The following is a 17994-nucleotide window of genomic DNA, read 5'->3' as shown; positions in this document are numbered from 1 at the left end:
CAGCAGATAAAATATAACCTTTGACTGGGCTTGTGTGATTTTTCACAAAGTAAAGAGAAATAAGAATGGATGGGATTTTGCGATGAGTAACATACCTAAGATTGTGATTCTAGGGGCTGGGTATGGTGGGATTTTGACCGCTCTGCGTCTTCAGAAAGAGCTGAATTATAATGAAGCTGATGTCACGCTTGTCAACAAGCATGACTATCACTATTTTACAACGCATTTGCATATGCCGGCTGCCGGAACAGACAAGACGGAGAACGCGCGCGTGAGCATCTCCAAGCTGATTGATGAATTCAAGATCGATTTTGTGAAATCGACCGTGGTGCAAATCCGTACACAGGACAAAAAGGTCATTCTCGAGGATGGAACCTTATCCTATGATTATTTGGTGATTGGCCTGGGCGGCGAGCCGGAGACGTTTGGTATCCCCGGTATGCTTGAGCATGCCATGAATATCCGCAGCATCAACTCGGTTCGTCTGATCCGTGAACATATTGAATATCAATTCGCACGCTATAAACGGGAGCCGCACCGCACCGATTATTTGACATTTGTTGTCGGTGGAGCGGGTTTTACCGGAATCGAATTCGTCGGAGAGCTTGCCGACCGGCTGCCAGAGCTGTGCAAGCAGAACGATGTGGATCCGGCGCTTGTCAAGCTGTATAACATCGAAGCTGCGCCTACCGCTCTGCCCGGATTTGACCCGGAGCTTGTCGAATATGCGATGGATGTGCTCACGAAGAAAGGCGTTACCTTCCGCATCGGCACGCCGATCAAGGAGTGCACCGCAGACGGCGTTATTGTCGGCGAAGGCGAAGAAATCCGCTCCGCCACCGTCATCTGGGCGGCTGGCGTGCGCGGAAACCGTTTGATTGAGGAAGCTGGTATTGAAACGATGCGCGGACGCGTGAAGGTCGATGAATCGCTGCGCGTCCCCGGACATGAGAATATTTATGTGATTGGCGATAACTCGCTGATGTTTAACCCGGAAGGCCGCCCTTATCCGCCGACGGCGCAAATTGCCATGCAGCAGGGTGTTACATGCGCGCATAATCTGGTTGCCTCCATCCGCAATCAGCCGCTCAAAGTATTTGAATTCAAGAACAAGGGAACCGTCGCTTCCCTGGGCAAGGGTGAGGCCGTCGGCATCGCCTTCGGCAAGAAGTACAAAGGTTCTTATGCGGCATGGCTCAAAAAGATGATTGATATCCGTTATCTGTATATTATCGGCGGCATTTCACTCGTGCTCCGCAAAGGGAAGTTTCTGTAATGCGCCACTGCAGCGTACAGGTCCGTGGGCTGTTGACGCGCGAGGAGCTGGATCGTTACAACGCGCTGATGGAAGTCGGCTCCTATCTGGAAACGCAGAACCGTCATGACTTGTCTTATACGGTGCAGAAGGAAGTGGATCTTCTTATTCTCCCGGCGATTGAAAGACTTAAGGAGAAGGGGCGCGAACGCGACCGGCAGACGGAAGCGTATCTGGAAGCGAAGCGGATTCTCGAAGAAGACGATGACGAGGATTAAGCCGGCATCTCTCTCATAATCAGGACACATAAGAAACGGCCCGCGCATCAAGTGATGCAGCGGGCCGTTTCTTATGCTTGATTCTTTAAGGACTTTATTTCAGCAGTTGGACGAGTTTCTCTTCGTTCAACAGATTCCCGACATAGAAATCGCCAAAATCGCCGTAACGTGCGCTGACTTCGTCGAAACGCATTTCGTACACGAGCTTCTTGAACTGGAGCGGATCTTCGGCGAACAGCGTAACGCCCCATTCCCAGTTGTCAAAGCCGACGGAGCCGGTGATGATCTGCTTGACCTTGCCGGCATACTGGCGGCCAATCATGCCGTGGCTGCGCATCAAGGTACGCCGCTCGTCCATGCCGAGCATATACCAATTGTCGTTGCCCTCACGGCGTTTGTTCATAGGATAGAAGCAGATATGGTTCCACTTAGGCAGAATGGGTTTGAGTCTGGCCATAATATCCGGATTTTGCATCGGATCCGTGCCAGGAGGCGTCATATAGTTGCTCAGTTCGACGACGCTGACATATGAATAAGCCGGATACGTAAACTTGGCGAAAATCGATTTGTTGAAGGCTGTTTCAAGCTCGCTCAGCTCTTCGAGCGTTTCGCGCAGAAACATAAATACCAGATCGGCCTTCTGGCCAATAATGGAATAAAAAGCCGTGCTTCCCGCCTTGGAATCTTCCATAGCCTGCCATTCCTTCAAATACGTTTGGAGCTCGTCCACTGCGGCCTGGCGCACATGCTCATCCGCTGCTTCCCATGCCGTCCAATCGATCAAACGAAAATCATGCAGCGCATACCAGCCTTCCAGCGTTTGGGCCACTTCACTCATCGTTTATCCACTCCTTTGGTTGTTCGTAAAAAACCGCTCCGGCTGCATAAGGGGCTGCCAGGCCGTTCAATTCGCACGAATAGTCGTGTCCATTGTATCGTACCGCGGCAAAGGAGCGCAAATGACGGACTTGTGACAACATGCCAAATCAAATTGACTTCCTGCGGGCCATCTACTACACTATTTGTAGCGAAAGGGGAAGTCGATGGTATGAACACAGATGTGGATATACTTCAGCTCGTCATTGCGACAGTTTTGTTCCTTGTAATGATGTTCGGAATCGGATTCATTTTAAATATGCTGCTGAAGACGACCTGGTTTCCCATTTATATGTACTTGATCGTGCTTCTGCCCCTCTTCATCTGGCAGACTTGGGATGACACGAAGTCGTTTGCAGGCAACTTTACCGCCTTTACTTTCGTCGATATCCTGCCTGCAATCGGGGCGCTTATCGGAGCTTATGTCAGCGGCGCGACGATCAGGGCGCTACGCAGAGGCGGATATAAAATGTTCTGAAATTCCCTCATTCGGGGGAATTTTCTTTTTTTTGCGTTCATTAACCGCTCCTTATATGTGTTAAAATAAATGAAAGTCTTAAAGAGGATGTTCAAAAAAACGGACAGGCGGTCTGTCTTTTTGAACCGCACTTTTTACTCGGATGGAGTCGAAGAAAGATGAGGATGGGAAGCTTACATCAATTTACCGAGCATCACCGTTATTACATTTTTCGCGATTTCTCGCTGAGCGCGGTGGATCGCAAAATGATCGGACTGATCTATCAGCCGATGATCGGCGCATTTGCCGCCGGCCTCTATCAACAGCTCTATCAGCAAGTAGCCGATGACCGTGTAGGCTATTCGCCCCTGGAGCCCCAGCGCAAGCTGTTTCTGGGCCTTGGACTTGACATGAACGAACGAGGCCGGCAGGAGCTGGTCATTCATTCTTCGCGTCTTGAAGCGGTAGGGCTTTTGCAAACCTCGCAGCTGGGCGTTGTGGACAATGACGATGTCGTTTATGAATATGAGCTGATCAAGCCGCTGTCGCCGGATGATTTTTTCGGAAGCCCGCATTTGACGATGCTGCTGCGCGACAAGGTCGGCAAACATTCCGTTATCGCGCTGCGCGAATCCTTCTATGCGAAGGAAGCGGATGAATTGGCAGGTTCGGAACTGCAACGAGAGAATTTAACGGTACCGTTCTATGAGTTGTTCCGTTTAAATACGCAGGGGATTGATCTTGAACTGGAACAGGCGCTCACGGAAGTCGCGCCTACCCGGCAGGCGAACCCCAAGCCGGCGCCGGAAACGGCCGGTATCCAATACGGGGAGATCATCATGAGATTTCCGCGGAATTCAACCAACCGGGCATACGTGGAACGGCTGCGCGGGGATGACGAGAAGCTGGCTCAGCTTAATTACGTCGCCTATAAGTACGGCTTGTCGGTAGTCGATTTATGCAGACTGCTGGATGAGGACGATGTATTCGGACAGCGCGGCGAACTGATGATCGATGAGCTGCAGCTGCGGGCCAACCAGATGTACCGCCAGGACCGCAAGCGCAATGAGGAGCGTCAGCGGTTGTTCGGACGCGCCCAGCCAGCGGAAACCGCTGAGACAGGAGCTGTGAAGGCTGGCGAGGATGCTGCTGGAGATGAACCCCCGGATGAGGTTGGCGTGCAGGCTGAGTATTATATGGATGTGCCTGCGCAGCTGGAGGGACGCTGCGATATCCATCAATACAACATGCTGATGCGCAATGAGCCGCATACGCGTTTTATCGCCCGTTTCTTTCCCGGTGCCGTACCGGAATGGATTATCCGGGTTTTCGAGGTAGTCGATTTGAATTACCGTCTTCACGGCTCTGTCATTAACGTCCTTATCCATTATGTGTTGGGAATGAACGACTCCCAGCGGGTTACGAAAACCTACATAGACGCCGTTGCTTCGAACATGCTCATGAAGCATATCGATTCGTTCGAGAAGGCGGTCCGTTATGTGCGCGAGCAGATTAAGCTTGAGGCGGACAAAGAACGCAGAAGGGATTCCGGTGCCGGCTTTACTTCAGGCATTGCGCGTGGTGGATCGCCGGTGGGCTCGCGGGGCGGGGGGCGGCGCAAGCCTGCCATATCCATCATTCAGGATACGCCGGATTCCGATGCCCTGACCCAGGAGGAGCTTGAAGAAATGCGCAAGCTGGCCCGCAAGCTGGACGGCCAAACGTAATGAGGAGAGGTGAAACATACAATGGCTATGGAATCGCTTGGCGATCTGCTGGGCCAGTGGCCTGGAGGGAACGAAGCGCTGGCGCAGGCCGACCGGTTGATGAATGATCTTCTGGAGGAGCCTTTGGTGCAGCGGCTGCAAAACAAATATCCGGAGCTTAGCCGCGATGTGCTGCGGTTGAACTTGAATAAGGTTTATCAATATACAACAGAGTACCGCAACTGCTCGAATTGTCCGGGGCTTGAACGCTGCCCCAATGACTTTGAAGGGCATTATACGCTGCTTTCCTGCGAGACGACCGGAAGCCTGGTGCAGCTCAATGAACGCAAGGTCACCTGCAAGAAGCTGCTGGCCAAGCAGAGCCAGGATCTGATCCGCAGCCGGGTACGCAGCTTTTACGTGGATGAGAAGGCGCTATCGCGGGGATACTCCGCCGATGAAATTTTAACCAATGATCTGGAACGGATGAAAGCGGTCGGCCAGCTGATGAAATATATCGATGTGACCAAGGAGCAGGGCCTCCAGAAGGAAGGCTTGTACCTGGCCGGCATGTTCGGGACGGGAAAGACGTTTTTGATGTGCTATATGCTCTACGAGCTTGCAAAGGCGGGGTATACTGGCGCGATCGTCTATATGCCGGAGTTCGTCGAGGATCTGAAATCGCTGATGCATGAGCCGGGCAAGCTGAAGGAAACCGTTGATGTAATGAAAGAAACGGATCTGCTGATCTTTGACGATATCGGGGCGGAGAATCTCAATCCCTGGGTCAGAGATCATGTGATGGGAGCTATTCTTAACTACCGTATGAACCGGAAACCGACCTTTTACACATCCAACTACAATCTGGATGCGCTGGAGCAGCATTTCAGCTTTACGAACAAGGATGGCGACGAGCTGCACAAAGGGCAGCGGATCATGGACCGGATCAGGCATTATGTACAAATTGTTCATGTGAAAGGCCATAATAAGCGGGGTAAATAATACGCTGGAGAAGCCGGAGAGCGGGTACAACCGTTCTCCGGCTTTTTTGTTATCAAAAAAGTCGTATATTAGCATATTTCAATTAACTATTCAAACATAAATAAAGCTTTAAATTTGATGAATTAGCTGATTTATGCTATAATATCGTTATAAACCATCTAAAAGGAGGTGAAGTCGAATGTTATCTCGTTGTATCTCGGTAAAGCGCTGGTTTTCGCTATTATTCCTTGTGATCTTCACGGTCTTCTCGATGCCTACTACCATTTCAGAGTCTGTGCCCGGGGAGACAACACGAACCGTTGTGTCCGCCGGTATGGAGAATAAAACAAGCCGTATATCAGTCAGCCAGCATCATGTCACCCTTTTAGAGAAATTACGCCTCGCTTCGCTTGTATCTGCTTTGTTCTTTGCGGTTATCCTGTTCCGCAAATACGCGATCCGCACCCTGCTGGATACGCATGTTTCCTTTTACCCTCTGATTTCCCGATGTTTGACCCGCCTGCTTTTAACGCCTATCCAAAAAACATCCCTTTTTGTATAACCGTCTTTTGCCTGCATCCCCCATTCTATTTCGTTATGGAGTTTTAGTTGAACTCACCCATTATTTCCGTACGATATTCTTTTCGCCAAAAAAAGGCCTTGGCATGACCGGTTATTTGCCATGACTGGAAATAGCCGCCGCTGCCTTCAGCATATACTTGCGTTTCACTTGACTTCACCGTCATAACCCGCGTTTGGTGATCCGTTTTGTAAAAAAACGAAAACCGAAGGTCTGTTTGCTCATGCCCAAAAACCAATAATATCCGGCGCAGCGCCGCCGCTTCCTATAATGAACGATTAACCACACTAACAACAGGAGGGGTTATTACCCATGAATATTAGAGAAACCGATCTGCCGGGAATCGGCAGGAAGTTCCATATCTCGGCCCGCAGCGGAGACCAGATGATTGTGATCGTCCATGATGACGGTCGGAGAGAATGCTACCATTTTGAAGAAGGGAACCTGGACGAAGCACGTTCCATGATTACGCTCGATGATGACGAGGCCCGAATGGCTGCCGCGATCATCGGAGGGATGACCTATAAGCCCACAGCCGTCGAAACGATGGAGATGGCGCTCGACGATCTGATCATTGAATGGTATCGGGTCCAATCCGACGACCAAGCGGTGGGCAGAACGATCGGAGAGCTGAATGTACGGCAAAATTCGGGCGCCACCATTATTGCGGTCATCCAGAAAAATCATATGAAATATGTAAACCCGGGACCGGATATTGTTCTCCTCGCCGAGTCCATGCTGGTGGTGGCAGGAGAAAGGTCACAGCAAAAATTATTTAAAAACCTGATTAAAAACGGAGGTGAGTGAATCGATGAACCATCTTGTATTTGAAGTTGGGGTGGCGATTGCGCTCATTGCGCTGGCCGGCTTATTATCCGCGAAGCTTAGATTCTCGGTCATCCCTTTTTATATATTGGTCGGCATGGCCGTCGGCCCCCATGCTTTCCAAATTTGGCATATTGATTTTACCTTTATCTCCAGCGCGCCTTTGATTGATTTTCTCGGCCGCATTGGTGTGCTGTTCCTGCTGTTCTACCTGGGCCTGGAGTTTTCGGTTGGACGATTGATCAAATCGGGCAAATCGATTGCAGTCGGCGGAACGATTTATATTCTGATCAATTTTACGCTGGGTCTGCTGTACGCCTGGGCGGTCGGCATGCCTTTGCTGGAAACGCTGATTATCGCGGGGATTACAACGATTTCCTCCAGCGCGATCGTAGCCAAGGTGCTGGTCGATCTGAAACGGACGGCGAACCCCGAAACCGAGATGATACTGGGGATCATCATGTTTGAGGATATTTTTCTGGCCATTTATATTTCAATTGTATCCGGGCTTGTGCTCAGCGGCTCCTCTTCCATCGGCGGTGTTGTTACCTCCGCTTTGATTGCGCTGGGTTTTATGCTGCTGGTGTTGATTGTCGGACGCAAAGCGGTTCCACTGTTAAACAAGCTGCTGAATATCCGGTCCAATGAGCTGTTCCTGCTTGTTATCTTCTCGATATTGTTTCTGGTCGCAGGCTTCTCCGAGACCATCCACGTTGCGGAAGCGATTGGGGCGCTGCTTGTCGGTCTGGTACTGGCGGAGACGGAGCATATGAAGCGGATCGAGCATATGATTTTGCCCTTTCGCGATTTCTTCGGCGCCATCTTCTTCTTCAGCTTTGGCCTGACGATTGATCCGCTTACGCTTGGCGGTGCAGTCTGGTTGTCGCTGGGGGCGGTGCTGCTGACCTTAGCCGGGAATTTCGCGGCCGGTATGTGGGCGGGATACAGCGCGGGGCTATCCCCGAAGGCATCAGTGAATATTGGATTTACGATTGTGGCGCGGGGCGAGTTCTCGATCATCATGGCGAATCTGGCCAAGTCCGGGGGGCTGCTTCCCATTGTCCAGCCATTCGCCGCGCTGTACGTGCTTATATTGGCTGTTCTGGGACCGCTGTTAACCAAAGAAACCAAATGGATTTACACTTTGCTGGAGAAAACCTTTAAATTGTTCGGCATTCAGCTGGGCAAGAAAAAATCCGCAGGTACAACCACGTCGTCACGTTAATGTATTGCAAACGGCCCGTGTGAGCCATCTTGCTTCAACTACCTTGACAAGGAGGAAACAAGAATGAGACATGAGACTGTAATGACGATAGACAGGAATCAACAACCTATCCGCCTGAGGGGCTTCCAATTGTCTGCCGGCAAGGGATTCTTTATCAGCATCGTGGCCATAATGTCCTTACCGCAAGCGATGTATTTTGACCCGGCCTGGGCGCTGCTGTTCGCTGTCGTGTTCCTGCTTGTTTATCCGCGGCGGCATCGCTCCATTTATACCCGCATGATGTGGATCAGCAGCAGCCGCGGAGATGCGCTTGAAGAAGCCATCCAAGCAGCGGTCGGGCGGCAAGTAACCCGGATTCCGGCTGGTAAAAGCGATGAGAGCAAGCAGCGGATGAAGCTGCTTATCTACAGGCTGGAGGAGAGAATGCTGAAGGATCTGGTGCGTTCTATTGATCCGGAAGCGGTATGCAGAATTATGCCCTTTTACGAATGGAAAGGGGAAGGCCGTCAAGATTTGCGCTAAACATGCCTGGCAGAAAGTCCGCCGGCAAGAAGGATTGAATCGAAAAAGACTTCAGCAGGCCCGTTTAAACAGGCATGCTGGAGTCTTTTTGTAATATGCGCTCCTCCTAAATCCCCCCCGAGGGGGACCCTAAAAAGGTTCCGATCCCTCTGCAACCAGCGTGAAAGCTAGCAGCGAGCAAGTCGCGTTTACGTCCCAGTCGGGAAGGATTAGCATGGTTGGCACACCCGAGCTGGCGAAAGTCCCTTCAGGACAGGGAAGAGAAGCTTATTGAAGCCAGCTTCTCATAGGATATTGAAGCAAACATTCTCCTCGAAAAAAAACAAAATGCGACTCTTGGGGTTCAACGTTATGAAGGACGAAGTCAGGTGGCACGGGAGCAGAGATAAGGAAGTGTGTCCCGCAAGGGACGAAAACGATCCTGGCAGACTAGTAACTCACATCCGGTTCTCTGCAAACGCCCACGTTATGTCATTCCGGGAGTCCAGAGGGGCGGTCCTCTCTGGGGTCCCTCCTATGGAGGGATTTAGGGAGGGGAGAGCGATATAAGAAAAAGTTATCGAATGTATTAAAAAATGAAATTTACTTCTTGACACATCAGGTCGTCCGTTGTTATGATTTCATTCATAACCAACTAAACAGGTAGGAATAGATTATAAGCGACCGGAACAACCGGAGTGAAACGTCTCTTTTCATTTATCTGTCAGTATGAGAACAAGGGGAGTGCCATAACATGACAAACATGATAAAGAAAAAACGTTTACCGGTACAATTGCTGCTTATCCTGATCATTATGACCTTCGGCGTTGCCGGTTGCGGAGGAAACAACACAGCGAACACTCAGAAAAACAACAATACGCCGAAAGCCAACGAACCGGCGAACCCGGGCGCCGCAACTGACAATTCAGACACAAAGCCAGCCGCTTCCAAAGACCCGGTTGAACTGTTGAACGTCTCCTATGATCCTACCCGCGAGCTTTATGTGGCCTACAATAAATTGTTTGCCGATTACTGGAAAAATGAGACAGGGCAAGTCGTTACCATCAAGCAGTCCCATGGAGGATCGGGCAAACAAAGCCGCTCGGTTGTGGATGGGTTGAAAGCCGACGTTGTCACGCTTGCTCTGGGCTATGATATTACTGCCATTGAGGAAACCGGACTTATCAATGCCGATTGGCAGAAGAAATTCGAAGAGAACAGTTCGCCCTACACCTCCACGATCGTCTTCCTGGTGCGCAAAGGAAATCCGAAAGGAATCAAGGACTGGAACGACCTGGTCAAGAAAGACGTTTCCGTCATCACACCGAATCCGAAAACCAGCGGCGGCGCCAGATGGAACTTCCTCGCGGCATGGGGATACGCACTGAAGCAGAACAATGGCGATGAAGCCAAGGCCAAAGAATTTGTCACCCAGCTGTTCAAGAATGTTCCCGTGCTGGATTCCGGAGCCCGCGGATCGACGACAACGTTCGTGGAACGCGAAATCGGCGACGTACTGCTGGCCTGGGAGAACGAAGCGCTGCTTTCCAAAAAAGAATTCGGCGACGACAAATTCGAAATCGTCTATCCTTCCATCAGTATCCTTGCAGAACCGCCCGTTGCGATCGTTGACAAAGTCGTCGATGACCGTGGAACACGCGACGTATCGGAAGCGTATCTGAAGTTCCTGTACACGGAAGAAGCCCAAAAGCTGGTCGCGGAGAACTATTACCGTCCTCGCCTGGCATCCGTTGCCGAGCAGTTCAAAGATAAATTTCCCGCTTTGGAGCTGCTGACGATAGACAAGGATTTCGGCGGCTGGGCTGATGCCCAGAAGAAATATTTTGCCGATGAGGGTGTATTTGATCAAATCTACACGCCGGGCTCATAACGCGCATGACAGGAGCTGACTTCACATGAAAGGTTCCAGAAGCAGGACCAAATCGAGAAGCGTGCTGCCGGGTTTTGGCTTATCGCTCGGTTTCACAATTCTTTACTTAAGTATCATTGTGCTGATCCCGCTGGCCAGTGTGTTTATCAAAACATTGGGCTTAAGCTGGGAACAGTTCTGGCACACCGTTACCAATGCGCGGGTGATCGCCTCCTACAAGGTAAGTTTCCTGACCGCTTTTTTTGCCGCACTTATTAATCTCGTGTTTGGCCTGCTGGTTGCCTGGGTGCTGGTGCGGTACCGGTTTCCCGGTAAAAAGCTGATCGACAGCCTTCTGGATCTGCCGTTCGCACTGCCGACGGCCGTTGCCGGCATTGCTTTGACAACCATCTATGCCCCGAACGGCTGGATCGGTTCCATGCTATCGCCGCTTGGCATCAAGGTTGCCTACACGCCGATCGGGATCACGATTGCGCTGATTTTTATCGGCCTGCCATTTGTAGTTCGCACGGTTCAGCCGGTGCTTCAGGATCTGGAGAAGGACACGGAGGAGGCGGCAGTCATGCTGGGCGCCCACCGAATGAGAACCTTCAGGCGAATTATTCTGCCAGAGCTGCTGCCGCCGCTGCTGACGGGCTTTGCGCTTGCTTTTGCCAGAGGCGTCGGAGAATACGGCTCGGTAGTGTTTATCTCCGGCAATATGCCGATGAAGACGGAAATCGCGCCGCTGTTGATCATGACCAAGCTGGAGCAGAACGACTATGCGGGAGCAACCGCAATCGCCCTGGTGATGCTTGTTGCTTCGTTCCTGCTGCTGCTGCTTATCAACTACCTTCAATGGCGGAGCAACCGCCGCGTTGAAGCGGTATAAGGGGGAACGGGGAATATGGCAGGAGTTGTTACCGCGCATTTATCGGATAAAGCGTCCGTTCGGCCGAAACACATCAACGAGCCGCCAGTGGTCAGGTGGATATTGATCAGTCTGGCGCTGCTGTTTCTGGCTCTGATTGTCGTGCTTCCGCTGGTCACGATCTTCGTCGAAGCGTTTAAGAAAGGAACCGAGGTTTATTTCGCTTCCATTAAGGATCCGGATGCCTTGTCGGCAGTCAAGCTGACCGTTATGACGGCTCTGATTGCCGTACCGCTTAACACCGTTTTCGGCGTCGCGGCGGCCTGGGCGATCAGCAAATTTCGTTTCCGCGGCAAAAATATCCTGATTACGCTGATTGATTTGCCTTTTGCAATTTCACCGGTTATTTCCGGTTTGATTTTTGTCCTGCTGTTCGGAGCAAGAGGATGGTTCGGTCCCTGGCTGGATGACCATAACCTGCAAATTATATTTGCGCTCCCGGGGATTGTGCTTGCGACAACGTTTGTTACCTTTCCATTCGTAGCCCGGGAGCTGATTCCCATCATGCAGGCACAGGGCGTACAGGAGGAGGAAGCGGCGGCAAGCCTTGGAGCAAAAGGCTGGCAGATCTTCTGGCGTGTTACACTGCCGAATATCAAATGGGGACTGCTGTATGGCATTATTCTTTGCAATGCCAGAGCGATGGGCGAATTTGGCGCGGTTTCCGTCGTCTCCGGGCATATTCGGGGAGAGACGAATACGCTGCCGCTGCATATCGAGATTTTGTATAATGAATACCAATTTTCAGCTTCCTTTGCCGTTGCATCGCTTCTTCTGCTGCTTGCTCTGGTCACGTTGGTCGTGAAAAGCTTTATAGAATGGAGAGCAGCCAAAGAGCTGCATGAAGGGGAGGGCACGCCATGACGATTGAGGTCCGCAATTTATCGAAAACCTTTGGCTCGCATGCGGCGGTATCCAATGTCAGCTTCTCCATCAACCGCGGGAAGCTGATTGGATTGCTTGGCCCGAGCGGCGGCGGGAAATCAACGCTGCTGCGCATGCTGGCAGGGCTCGAGACCCCGGATTCCGGAGATATCTTCATCAACGGTCAGAGGGTCAACGATGTCGCTCCGCAGAACCGGGGAATCGGCTTTGTTTTTCAAAACTATGCGCTTTTCAAGCATATGACGGTATTTGACAATATTGCTTTCGGACTTACGATCCGCCGTTCCGATAAAACGCAGATTAAGGACCGCGTCGACGAGCTGTTGGATTTGACGGGACTCCGGGGATTCCAGCACCGCTATCCCCACCAGCTGTCAGGAGGCCAGCGTCAGCGGGTAGCTTTTGCCCGCGCGCTGGCGCCGCGGCCGGAGCTGCTTCTGCTCGATGAGCCGTTCGCGGCAATTGACGCGAAGGTGCGCAAGGAGCTGCGTACCTGGCTCAAGCAGCTGATCAGCACTCTTGGCATCACTTCGATCTTTGTCACCCACGATCAGGATGAAGCCGTCGAGGTGGCGGACGAGATGCTGATCGTACAGCAGGGAAAACTGGAGCAGCAGGGCTCGCCGGTCGCGATTTATACGGAACCGCAAACGGCCTTTGTCGCCGGGTTTATCGGCAGTTCCACCCTGGTGGAGCGGCCGGCGCTGCTGAAGGGTTTTCATTTAACCCAGGTGCCGGATCACTCACGGGCGATTATCCGCCCCGAATTTGTAGAAGCCGGCCATGAATGGGAGATCGCTTTCCTCTCTGCGGCGGAGAAGGGATATGTGCGCCATATTTTTTTCCGCGGAGCGCATCTGGAGCTGGATATTCAGGTCGGCGACAACCGTCTGCTTGCCCATCGGTCTTTGGACCAGGAAACGCTGCAGCCCGGAGAAGAAGTATTTGTTCTCATTCACCGCTTGTATGTGGTATCGGAGAATTCCGTCGTTATGGTCGAAAATCCGCTGAAAGTTGATCCGCTGCCTGTCCATATTTAGATCCACTGCCGGGAAGAGTCAGGATAAGTTGAGGATGGAGGAATGATAGTATGGCAAAGCCAATCGTACTTGATCAGGAATGGCTGGAACGTATTTCCGCACAGGTGAATGGCTTGGAGTATGGTTCTGTTTTGATTACCGTCCATGATGGACGTGTTGTCCAGATTGACCGCACCGAGCGCCGCAGGTTTGACGCGTCCAGCACGAAGCAGCAGGCTGCCCAGCCTCAGCAGCAAACTGCCCAGGCCCAGGTCCAGCATCAAACCCAGCAGCAGTCAGGCGGCAATGACAAGCTGAAGGCTGTGAACGGATAATTGATGACCGATACCGGCTGTCTGAAGCTTGATAAGCCCCGTTAGTGCTCTTTGCAAAGGAGCAGCCGGGGCTTTTTATTGTGCGCAGCGCTCAAAACTTATGAGGTATAAGGGGGAAAATGAAGATTGGCTATTGAATAGCAGGGGCAATCACGTTATGATGGTGATAATGATTATCAGTATCACCATCAATGCTGAAGCGTGGATCGGCAGCGATGCAACATAAGAACGGGGGAACAAATATAGCAAAGCTTCAGGTTGAATGTTTTCATTTCGTGAAGGATGTACATAAAAATAGGGTCTTATAGGAGCCATTTTTCCGGTTCAGTCAGCAATCGCTCTGAAACAATTGAGAACCGCTTGCCGCCAATCGTTGTGTCTAACTGTACCCATTAACAACCTCTAAAGGAGTATGCGGATCTGTAATGGCAAATTCAACAAATAACGAATCAAATACACACCAATCCTCTGAAATCAGGCTGCGGACCAGACCGCTGGCGGCTTCCGTGATTCTAATCGCAGGGCTTGCCGCACTGGCTTTCAGTCTGGCTACTTCCATCTCCGTCGGGGCCGTTGATATTAAGCTTGCTACCGTATGGGATGCCATCTTTCATTTCAATCCTGATCTGACCCCTCATCAGATTATCAAGGAGCTGCGGCTGCCGCGCGCGATTGCGGGGGCTATGGTGGGTGCCTGTTTTGCAGTGGCCGGAGCGATTATGCAGGGCATGACCCGCAACCCGCTGGCTGATTCGGGGCTGCTTGGCCTGAACGCCGGAGCGGGCTTTGCGCTGGCTCTATGCTTTGCTTTCTTTCCGGGGCTGTCGTACATGAGCCTGATCCTCTATTCCTTCCTGGGAGCGGGCCTTGGAGCATTGCTTGTGTTTGGTGTTGGTTCCCTGGCGAAGAACGGGCTGACACCGGTCAGACTCGCCCTGGCCGGCGCTGCCGTCTCGGCACTGCTTCTTGCATTGAGCGAAGGGATCGCGCTTTATTTCCGAATCGGACAGGATCTGGCTTTCTGGTATGCGGGAGGGGTGGCCGGAACGAAATGGGCGCAAATTAAAGTGATGTTGCCCTGGATTGCAACCGCTATGACCGGTGCCTTTATGCTGTCGAGATCCATTACCCTTCTCAGTCTCGGCGAGGAAATAGCCACCAGCCTGGGTCAGCGGACACGGCTGGTGAAATTCGCCGCTATGGCTGTTGTGCTTGTATTGGCGGGGGCTGCCGTCTCTGCGGTAGGTGCCGTCGGTTTTGTTGGATTGATTATTCCTCATCTGACCCGTTATCTGGTTGGCGTCGATTACCGGTGGATCATTCCCTGCTCGGCCGTGCTCGGGAGCTTGCTAATCGTGCTTGCGGATATTGCCGCGCGGATGATCAATCCGCCTTATGAGACTCCAATCGGCGCCCTGATTGCTTTGATCGGCGTTCCCTTCTTCCTCTATCTGGCGAGAAGAGAGAGGAGGACGCTGTAGATGAAATCTGTGCGAGAGCTTGGAGAACGGGCGCGCAATGTGCGCGGGCTTACCGTATTAATGATCTTTGGTATATTGATAATCACCGCTTTTATTATTAGTATGAATACAGGATATACGCGCCTGTCACCCGCGCAGGTGTTCAATACCTTGATTGGCGCAGGGGATGCCAAGCAAAGCCTGATTCTTTTTGAATTCCGCCTTCCCCGCATCGTCATCTCCATTCTGGTCGGCATGGGACTTGCCGTGTCCGGCTGTATCCTGCAGGGATTATCGCGCAATGCGCTGGCGGATCCCGGGATTCTGGGAATCAATGCCGGGGCGGGGCTGATGGTGATGCTGTTTATCTCATTTTTTCCGAGCACAGCGGCTGCTCCCGTATTTTTGCTGCCCTTTCTTGCTTTGTTAGGGGCAGGGATGACCGCCGCCTTGATCTATATGCTGGCTTACAAACGACATGAGGGCATCTCGCCCACGCGTCTATTGCTGGTGGGAATTGCGGTTGCTGCCGGGATCAGCGCAGCGATGATCGTACTCACGCTCCGGCTTAATCCGGAGAATTACCAGTTTGTCGCAACCTGGATGGCAGGCAGCATCTGGGGCTCCAATTGGAAGTTCGTGCTTGCTCTGCTCCCGTGGATTGTGGTGCTCCTTCCTTTTGCCATTTACAAGGCCAGAGTTCTCAACGTGTTGAACCTGGGGGATCAGACGGCTACCGGTCTGGGCTTGCCGATCGAGAAGGATCGTGTTGTGCTGCTTGCTGTGGCTGTAGGTCTTGCAGGCTCCTGCGTAGCGGTGAGCGGCGGGATCGGATTTGTGGGACTTGTAGGCCCACATCTGGCGCGGCGGCTTGTTGGTCCCAAACATCAGCTGCTGCTTCCGACATCTGCGCTTGCAGGCGCGCTGCTGCTTATTGTAGCCGATACGTTAGCCCGTATTATCCTTCAGCCTTCGGAAATACCGACGGGCATCGTGGTCGCTGTCATAGGAGCTCCTTATTTTCTATACTTGCTGGCCCGGTCCAAAGCATAGCTTATTTAACGGAAGAAACGAGGAGAGAATGAAATGTTGCGTCGCTTTTTTTCATACTATCGGCCATATAAAGGATTGTTTATTCTTGATTTTACCTGTGCGGTTATTGCCGGCTTGCTGGAGCTTGGGTTTCCGCTTGTGGTAAACCAGTTTATTGATAAATTGCTGCCGAGCGGAGACTGGTCGCTGATCGTGCTGGCCTGTTTCGGCCTGCTGTTCATCTACTGCCTGAACACCGGGCTGCAGTATATTGTGACTTATTGGGGCCATAAACTGGGCATCAACATCGAGACCGATATGCGCAGGCAGCTGTTTAATCATATCCAGAAGCTCTCCTTCCGGTTCTTCGACAATAACAAGACCGGTCACCTGATGTCGCGCATTACCAATGATCTCAATGAAATCGGCGAAGTGGCGCATCATGGGCCGGAGGATATTTTCATTGCGGTCATGACTTTGATCGGCGCCTTCGTGATGATGATGCTGATCAACTGGAAGCTCGCCGTGCTGACCTGTATTCTCGTACCGCTGATGATTTATCTGGCTGTCTACTTCAACCGCAAAATGACCTCGGCTTTCCGCCAGATGTTCTCGGATATAGCTGATTTCAATGCACGGGTAGAAGATAATGTCGGCGGTATCCGCGTCGTTCAAGCGTTTGCCAATGAAGAGTATGAGAAGGAGCAATTCGCTGTCAATAATGGGCGTTACCGGCTGACAAAGCTGCTTTCCTACAAAATCATGGCCAAAAACTCCTCCATCAGCTATTTGCTGATGCGGTTGGTTTCGTTGTTCGTCATGATCTGCGGTACCTGGTTCGTGCTGCATAATCAGCTTTCTTACGGAGAATTTATCGCCTTTCTGCTGCTTTCCAATGTTTTCCTGAGTCCTATCCAGAAAATCAATTCCGTCATTGAGACATATCCCAAAGGCATTGCCGGCTTCAAGCGGTATATTGAGATTCTGGAAACCGCACCGGATGTGGCGGACACCCCTGGTGCGGTTGATGTCCAGCATCTGCGCGGCGAGATTCGGTTCAACAAGGTTACATTCGGCTATGAGAACGAAGCCAAGGTGCTGCAAAATATTGATTTGAGCATGAATGCGGGAGAAACCATCGCCTTCGTCGGGCCTTCAGGCGCCGGTAAAACGACGCTCTGCAGCCTCCTCCCGCGTTTCTATGAAATCGAGTCGGGCGGCATCAGCATAGACGGTATCGATATCCGCAATATGACGCTCGCCTCCTTGCGTAAACAGATCGGGATCGTTCAGCAGGATGTATTCCTGTTTAATGGATCGATCCGCGACAACATCGCATATGGCAAGCTTGGCGCTACCGAAGAGGAAGTCTGGCAAGCGGCCAGACGCGCCAAGCTGGAAGAGCTGATCCGTTCCCAGCCTGACGGGCTGGACACGATGATCGGGGAACGGGGAGTCAAGCTGTCCGGCGGCCAGAAGCAGCGTCTGGCGATCGCCCGGATGTTCCTCAAAAACCCGCCGATCTTAATTCTCGATGAAGCGACATCCGCACTGGACACGGAGACGGAGGTGGCCATTCAGCAGGCGCTGGCCGAGCTGTCGCAAGGCCGAACTACGCTTGTAATCGCCCACCGTCTGGCGACGATCAAGAATGCGGACCGCATCGTTGTGGTCACGGAAGAAGGCATCAGCGAGCAGGGCCGCCATCAGGAGCTCGTGACAGCCGGCGGCGTTTACAGCCGATTGCACAAGGCTCAGTTCGGGAATATCTGATTGCG

General features: G+C 52.0%; 18 protein-coding genes. 17 read left to right on the top strand and 1 reads right to left on the bottom strand.

All coding sequences use genetic code 11. From position 1 onward, the window contains the following. Nucleotides 1-82: 82 nt before the first annotated feature. Nucleotides 83-1276 carry an NAD(P)/FAD-dependent oxidoreductase gene (locus tag IEY46_RS17870; protein ID WP_188993288.1) on the top strand — a complete coding sequence of 398 codons (1194 nt, stop codon included), beginning with the start codon at nucleotides 83-85 and terminating at the stop codon, nucleotides 1274-1276. After that, nucleotides 1276-1533: a hypothetical protein gene (locus IEY46_RS17865; RefSeq protein WP_188993287.1), complete on the top strand. Its 258-nt coding sequence runs from the start codon at nucleotides 1276-1278 to the stop codon at nucleotides 1531-1533. The genes IEY46_RS17870 and IEY46_RS17865 overlap by 1 nt, the downstream gene beginning before the upstream one ends. 94 nt (nucleotides 1534-1627) lie before the next feature. Here the strand turns inward: IEY46_RS17865 and hemQ are convergent, their stop codons facing one another. After that, complete coding sequence (hemQ, locus tag IEY46_RS17860; RefSeq protein WP_188993286.1) at nucleotides 1628-2371, bottom strand: hydrogen peroxide-dependent heme synthase; 744 nt, start codon at nucleotides 2369-2371, stop codon at nucleotides 1628-1630. A gap of 210 nt (nucleotides 2372-2581) precedes the next feature. On the opposite strand from hemQ, the gene IEY46_RS17850 reads away from it, so the two are divergent. From IEY46_RS17850 to IEY46_RS17780, 15 genes are all read left to right on the top strand, one after another. After that, nucleotides 2582-2887 carry a YuiB family protein gene (locus IEY46_RS17850; protein ID WP_229750346.1) on the top strand — a complete coding sequence of 102 codons (306 nt, stop codon included), beginning with the start codon at nucleotides 2582-2584 and terminating at the stop codon, nucleotides 2885-2887. Nucleotides 2888-3045: 158 nt separating this feature from the next. Continuing rightward, complete coding sequence (locus tag IEY46_RS17845) at nucleotides 3046-4593, top strand: replication initiation and membrane attachment family protein (RefSeq protein ID WP_188993284.1); 1548 nt, start codon at nucleotides 3046-3048, stop codon at nucleotides 4591-4593. A 27-nt stretch (nucleotides 4594-4620) separates the two neighbouring features. Further along, complete coding sequence (dnaI, locus tag IEY46_RS17840) at nucleotides 4621-5574, top strand: primosomal protein DnaI (RefSeq protein WP_188993994.1); 954 nt, start codon at nucleotides 4621-4623, stop codon at nucleotides 5572-5574. 178 nt (nucleotides 5575-5752) lie between these two features. Then, entirely contained in the window at nucleotides 5753-6115 is a 363-nt protein-coding gene (locus tag IEY46_RS17835; RefSeq protein ID WP_188993283.1) for a hypothetical protein, read from the top strand. Between the two features lie 330 nt (nucleotides 6116-6445). Next, nucleotides 6446-6940 carry a cation:proton antiporter regulatory subunit gene (locus IEY46_RS17830; RefSeq protein ID WP_188993282.1) on the top strand — a complete coding sequence of 165 codons (495 nt, stop codon included), beginning with the start codon at nucleotides 6446-6448 and terminating at the stop codon, nucleotides 6938-6940. A 4-nt stretch (nucleotides 6941-6944) separates the two neighbouring features. After that, complete coding sequence (locus tag IEY46_RS17825; protein ID WP_188993281.1) at nucleotides 6945-8183, top strand: cation:proton antiporter; 1239 nt, start codon at nucleotides 6945-6947, stop codon at nucleotides 8181-8183. A 63-nt stretch (nucleotides 8184-8246) separates the two neighbouring features. Continuing rightward, nucleotides 8247-8705, top strand: a complete 459-nt coding sequence (locus IEY46_RS17820; protein ID WP_188993280.1) for a YitT family protein — start codon at nucleotides 8247-8249, stop codon at nucleotides 8703-8705. Between the two features lie 733 nt (nucleotides 8706-9438). Then, a complete protein-coding gene (locus IEY46_RS17815; protein WP_229750345.1) occupies nucleotides 9439-10575 on the top strand; it encodes a sulfate ABC transporter substrate-binding protein in 1137 nt (378 codons plus the stop codon). Nucleotides 10576-10600: 25 nt separating this feature from the next. Next, a complete protein-coding gene (cysT, locus tag IEY46_RS17810; protein ID WP_188993279.1) occupies nucleotides 10601-11446 on the top strand; it encodes a sulfate ABC transporter permease subunit CysT in 846 nt (281 codons plus the stop codon). Nucleotides 11447-11461: 15 nt separating this feature from the next. Next, nucleotides 11462-12349, top strand: a complete 888-nt coding sequence (gene cysW, locus IEY46_RS17805) for a sulfate ABC transporter permease subunit CysW (protein ID WP_188993278.1) — start codon at nucleotides 11462-11464, stop codon at nucleotides 12347-12349. Next, nucleotides 12346-13410, top strand: coding sequence for an ABC transporter ATP-binding protein (locus IEY46_RS17800; RefSeq protein WP_188993277.1), 1065 nt, complete (start codon nucleotides 12346-12348; stop codon nucleotides 13408-13410). Before cysW ends, IEY46_RS17800 begins: the two co-directional genes overlap by 4 nt. A 50-nt stretch (nucleotides 13411-13460) precedes the next feature. Beyond that, on the top strand, nucleotides 13461-13724 hold the full coding sequence (locus IEY46_RS17795; RefSeq protein WP_188993276.1) for a YezD family protein: 264 nt from the start codon (nucleotides 13461-13463) through the stop codon (nucleotides 13722-13724). Between the two features lie 425 nt (nucleotides 13725-14149). Next, the gene (locus IEY46_RS17790; protein ID WP_188993275.1) at nucleotides 14150-15205 is read left to right on the top strand and encodes a FecCD family ABC transporter permease; all 1056 of its coding nucleotides are present in this window, start codon (nucleotides 14150-14152) and stop codon (nucleotides 15203-15205) included. Continuing rightward, a complete protein-coding gene (locus tag IEY46_RS17785; protein WP_188993274.1) occupies nucleotides 15206-16237 on the top strand; it encodes a FecCD family ABC transporter permease in 1032 nt (343 codons plus the stop codon). A gap of 33 nt (nucleotides 16238-16270) precedes the next feature. Then, complete coding sequence (locus IEY46_RS17780) at nucleotides 16271-17989, top strand: ABC transporter ATP-binding protein (RefSeq protein WP_188993273.1); 1719 nt, start codon at nucleotides 16271-16273, stop codon at nucleotides 17987-17989. The last annotated feature ends 5 nt before the right edge of the window (nucleotides 17990-17994 follow it).

The sequence above is a fragment of the Paenibacillus nasutitermitis genome, from assembly GCF_014641075.1.
In the GTDB taxonomy this organism is placed as follows: domain Bacteria; phylum Bacillota; class Bacilli; order Paenibacillales; family Paenibacillaceae; genus Paenibacillus_Z; species Paenibacillus_Z nasutitermitis.
This window is presented reverse-complemented; position numbering and strand designations above follow the sequence as displayed.